General features: G+C 58.0%; 4 protein-coding genes. 1 reads left to right on the top strand and 3 read right to left on the bottom strand.

The annotated features are described in order from the left end of the window. The first annotated feature begins 322 nt into the window (after positions 1–322). Positions 323–1309, top strand: a complete 987-nt coding sequence (locus tag VVR27_RS11490; protein ID WP_368548485.1) for an LLM class flavin-dependent oxidoreductase — start codon at positions 323–325, stop codon at positions 1307–1309. A gap of 28 nt (positions 1310–1337) precedes the next feature. Here the strand turns inward: VVR27_RS11490 and VVR27_RS11485 are convergent, their stop codons facing one another. The 3 genes from VVR27_RS11485 to VVR27_RS11475 form a co-directional block, all read right to left on the bottom strand. After that, positions 1338–2054: a LuxR C-terminal-related transcriptional regulator gene (locus VVR27_RS11485; RefSeq protein ID WP_368548484.1), complete on the bottom strand. Its 717-nt coding sequence runs from the start codon at positions 2052–2054 to the stop codon at positions 1338–1340. 97 nt (positions 2055–2151) lie between these two features. Then, entirely contained in the window at positions 2152–3594 is a 1443-nt protein-coding gene (locus VVR27_RS11480; protein ID WP_368548483.1) for a sensor histidine kinase, read from the bottom strand. Positions 3595–3849: 255 nt separating this feature from the next. After that, positions 3850–4713, bottom strand: a complete 864-nt coding sequence (locus tag VVR27_RS11475) for a uroporphyrinogen-III synthase (protein ID WP_368548482.1) — start codon at positions 4711–4713, stop codon at positions 3850–3852. Between the last annotated feature and the right edge of the window lie 110 nt (positions 4714–4823).

The raw sequence follows: 4823 nt of genomic DNA, 5'->3' as shown, positions 1-4823 counted from the left end.
ATCGAAAAAGAGGCTTTTTGCCTCGCAAAGGGGTGCCAAGCGGTGGTTTTGAGTGCCCTTGGGGTGGGTGTGGTCTGCGTATGCACTGGTCAGAGCGTTTGAGTGAAGCAGGTCTATGGCTTAAATCTATGACCCAGCACATAATAATTTCTTCAAAATTTCACCCTATCACCCTAGTTTCCTCCCGCTAAGCCCCCAAAAACCATCTAATTTCCACCCAGAGCCAGCCAAAGAACTGCACACTCTTTAGCTCCCAGGAATGTTAGGGCCCACACCAGCGTTACAAAGACATATATCCCAGTACCTTATAAGGAGCACCGCCATGACCGTCCTATCGTTATTAGACTTCGCCTCAATCTTTCCCGGGGAGCGCCCGGCAGATAGCTTTAAGAGATCTGTAGACATGGCGCAGCTGGCAGAGAAGCTGGGCTACGAACGAATCTGGTACGCAGAGCACCACAACATGAAAACCATCGCGTCCTCAGCACCTGCCGTTCTCATTGCCCACGTAGGTGCTCATACTTCAACAATCCGCCTGGGAGCAGGCGGCATCATGCTACCCAACCATGCACCTCTTACTATCGCTGAACAGTTCGGCACCCTCGCTGAAATGTACCCCGAGCGTATCGACCTGGGGCTTGGCCGCGCGCCCGGCACCGATATGCGCACCTTACAAGCTCTGCGCCGTAGCCCCAATGATGCTGAGCGCTTCCCTCAGGACGTCAAAGAACTTCAGGGCTACCTGACTGGCAACACCCAAATCCCCGGTGTCCACGCAACTCCCGGAAACGGCACCAATGTACCCCTCTATATTCTGGGGTCCTCCCTCTTTGGGGCATCCCTTGCTGCAGCGCTAGGTCTGCCCTATGCCTTTGCCTCCCACTTTGCCCCCACGCACCTAGAAGCTGCTATCAGGGTCTACCGTGACCGCTTCCAACCCTCAGAACAGTTGGATGAACCCTACGTCATCGCGGCAGCTAACGTCATTGCCGCTGACAGCATGGACGAGGCTAAAGAGCAGCAGGTGGAATCTCACCGCCAACGCGTGAAAGCCATGATGAACCGTGGCGACCAAGAAATGACAGATGCCCAGCTCGATCTACTGGTGCATTCAGCCCAGGGACAGCAAATTCTAGAGATGCTACGCTACACCGCCCTGGGTACCGCTGAGGATGTTCGTGACTACCTCACCCGCTTTGCAGGCATGGTGCAGGCAGACGAAATCATGATTTCTAATCTCTCCCCCAGCACAGAGCAGGCCCACCGTGGGCTGGAAATCCTTGCTGAGGCAATGATCCACCGGTCATAAACCTCAGGGGCCTACCCCTTAGATATAGCTAGCCCTTTAAAAAAGCCAAGACAGCACGCACCCGCCGATTACCGGTATCAGCTGGTAGCCCTAGCTTGTCGAAGATATTCCCCACGTGCTTAGCCACCGTTGCCGGGGAAATGAAAAGAGCGGCTTCAATCTCGGCGTTAGAGTAGCCCTGCGCCATTAACCTGAGAATCTCTAGCTCGCGCGGTGACAGGGCTGCGAGCGTGCCGTTCCCTTGCCCCGCGGCAGGTTGGCTAGTTTCGGAGGTAGCCAAACCGGCCCTAGAGGGGGACCCATCTAGCAGGTGCTGCACAACGTGCGGGTCAATGATGGTGCCACCGGAAACCACGGTCTCCAAGGCGGAAGCGAACTCCTCAATGTCACCCACCCTGTCCTTGAGGAGATAGCCTAGCCCGGCGGCTCCACTGGAAAAAAGTTCCCGGGCGTAAGCGGTAGTGATGTACTGCGAAAGCACCAGGATGGGAAGCTCCGGATAGATCTCTCGGAGCTGTAAAGCGGCCTTCAAACCGTCTGAAGTATGGGTAGGTGGCATGCGCACATCGGTAATAACCGCATCTACCGCCGGGGCAGAGGGCGACTGCGATGCTGCAGCAGTGACGGCTGCAAGGAGCGCGGGAGCATCTGCTACTTCAGCAACTACAGTGTGCCCTAGAGCGCCCAAGACCATCTTCAGCCCCTCCCGCAAGAGGGTGGAGTCTTCGGCAAGGATGATACGCATAGCTGGGGCCCTTCGGTAGGCGGTCTTAGAACGAGTTTTACATGCCCGAGCAGGTGGCGCTTCATACGAAACACCACCTGTGAGGGGTTTGAGGGATTTAGGATCGAACCAGTAGGGGAAGCACCAGAGTGATGCGGGTGCCACCTTCTACCGGTGAGGTCACCTGCACCGTACCGCCGATTGCAGCTGCACGCTCCGTTAGACCGGATAGACCAGTGCCAGCATCTGGGGTAGCTCCACCGCGGCCATCGTCCTCAGAAATCACGACCAGTGAATCACCGGACTGGTGCACAGTGACCATCAGGCGGGAAGCACCGGCGTGCTTGACCGTATTGGTCAGTGCCTCGTTGACCGTGTAGTAGGCGGTGCGCTCAATGTCGCGGGGCAGACGAGCGGGAGCATCATAGACCAGATGTAGGGGCAGGACGCTGTGTCGGGTCAGCTCCTCTAAAGCTGCACGCAGGCCGTGGTCTTCAAGGACAGCCGGGTAAATACCCCGGACCGTATCACGCAGGGTGGTCTGAGCGTGAGATAGCTGAGTGCGAGCCTGCACGATATGCCCGTGTACCGCACCAGCTCTTTCGCTGTTGGTTTCAGCAGCTAGATTCTTCGCCTCTAGTTCCGCCAGGCCCAGGCGCAGGTTAAGGTTGACCAGCTCCTGCTGCACGCCGTCGTGCAAGTTACGTTCGATGCGGCGGCGTTCTCCCTCAAAAGCATCGACAATCTTGGTACGGGACTCTGCCAGTTTGGCAGTCTGACGCTCGAATTCCTCAGGACGAGGAGAGAGGACCAGCTTGGATAGGCTGGCACCGCTAGCCGCTAGTACACCGTTAAGGTAAGCGAAAAGAACAAGAGCAAAGGGGATAGCCGCCACTGGAACCCACCAGAGGGCTGGGTCGATTAGTGAATAGCCGTTAGAGGCCATCACCTCGGGGGAGGTAGATGTCGCAACGAAAAAGTCAAAGATGTTAACCCCTTCAGGAAGACGATAGACCTGCTGCGCCTGACCAATGAGGTAACCCAGCCACGCCAGGGAACCAATGGCCGCCACCTGCAAGGTCACCAGAACGCCGGCAACACTACCCCACAGAGTGGTGATGAGCAGCGAGCCAACCTCCCGCCAAGTAGCAACCTCCTTGTAGCGGAAGAGCAGCTGATCGAAACCCCTATTATCGGGGAAGTTCACATGGCCGTTGGGTATAAGCCCGAAACCGGTTGCTTTCAGACGCCAGCGCTCATAGTAGCCAAAGCCGATAGCGATGAGGGGAACGACCAGGAGGCCGATAACGCTGGCTGTAACGCTAATGAAAGCCGTGGCAATTAGCCCCTGAGCCACGAGTACAGCAAGCGCTGTCCAGGGTGTGGCACTAAAGATATAGAGGGGGTTGGCAAGGCGACGCCAGGTGCTGTTGAGGTGCTGCGGCGCAGACGCCGTATCGCCCGTTGCTTGGCCGGCGCTCGGGAGATGAGCGGCGGTGTCTGCAGGGGTGGGGTCTGAAGGAGCAGGTGATGGGGATGTAAAGGTGTGTTCGGTTGTCATGCTTCTATTCTTTCGCCCAGCGGGCAGTTGCACAGTGGGGCGGGCTCTACTCTTAGAAACCGCTGGGTAGACCTAGCTCTACCTTTGCACCCGGTCGACGCCCCCCACCCCGTCAGCGGCAAGGGTGGATCTCCGATGATCACGCGGCCGGCAACCGCGCCAAACATAATAATGGTGACCGCATCAAAACCGTTTCAGCCGCTTAGCACACGCACCCCAAAGATGCGCACCATCAACAGAAAGGCGCAGCTACCCCTACTCGTCCTGGGTGCCCGGCGCAGAGAGCGCGCCGGTGAGTTCTTTAATCAGGGCACCCAGTCGGTAGCGTTCGGGGGCCAGCGGAGTAATCCCCTCAGCTTCTAGAGGCTCAGAAGTCACCGGACCCACAGAGGCCGCAATCACCGAGGTCTTAAACTTCTGCACCAGGGCATCTAGGACGCCGGCGGCGCGGGCAGCATCAAAAAGAGCAACTACCGCCGGGGCGGCAGTAAAAGTAATGGCGTCCACCCGCCCGGCAAGAGTTTCATCAAGAAGTTGCTGAACCCGCTGCGGTTCTTCAGGGGCTTCCCACCGGTGGGGCACCGCCGCAGTCACCGTGGCACCTGCCCGAACCAGACGGTCTTCCTGCGCGGTGTCCGGGGAACCGTGCTGCTGAATCACTAGATGTTTGCCGGTGACACCGCGCTCTAACGCCAAATCCACCAGCGCCGAGGTACGTTCCTCTGCTGCCATGCCGGCGTCCTGCCAGCCCAGAGCACGCACCGCTCCTCTACCTTTAGCGCCGCGCACCAAAATCTCAGCACCTTCTAAAGCCGCCAAAAGATCTGCCTCACGTCCGCGAGCGCGCGCTGCTTCCAGCCAACCGTTCAGCCCGTAACCGGTGGTGACCAGGAGGACCTGGGGTGGGTTGGCAATAACCTGTTCAGTTACCTCTAGAAGAGCAGCGTCGTCCTCGACCGGCACAATCCGCACGGTAGGAGCCAGCAGAACCTGCGCCCCGCTACGCTCAAAAGCGGCAGCTTGCTCTTCAGCCTTGCGGGAGGCAGTAATACCGATAGTTTTACCGGTGAGTACGCCAGTAGTTTCGGTCTGGGGTGTTACAGGATCAAAAGTGCTCATACCCCTACCGTACCGCCCACACCCTTATCTTTTGAGGCTTTCAGGCAGTCGTTTAGCGCCCTCACGGATGCTCAGAGGGGCCATATGCTGGCTGTGACGGGTGATGAAGT

This window comes from Rothia sp. LK2492 (genome assembly GCF_040946345.1).
Taxonomy (GTDB): Bacteria; Actinomycetota; Actinomycetes; order Actinomycetales; family Micrococcaceae; genus Rothia; species Rothia endophytica.
The sequence above is the reverse complement of the archived record's forward strand: the minus strand, read 5'-3'. Positions and strand labels throughout refer to the sequence as shown.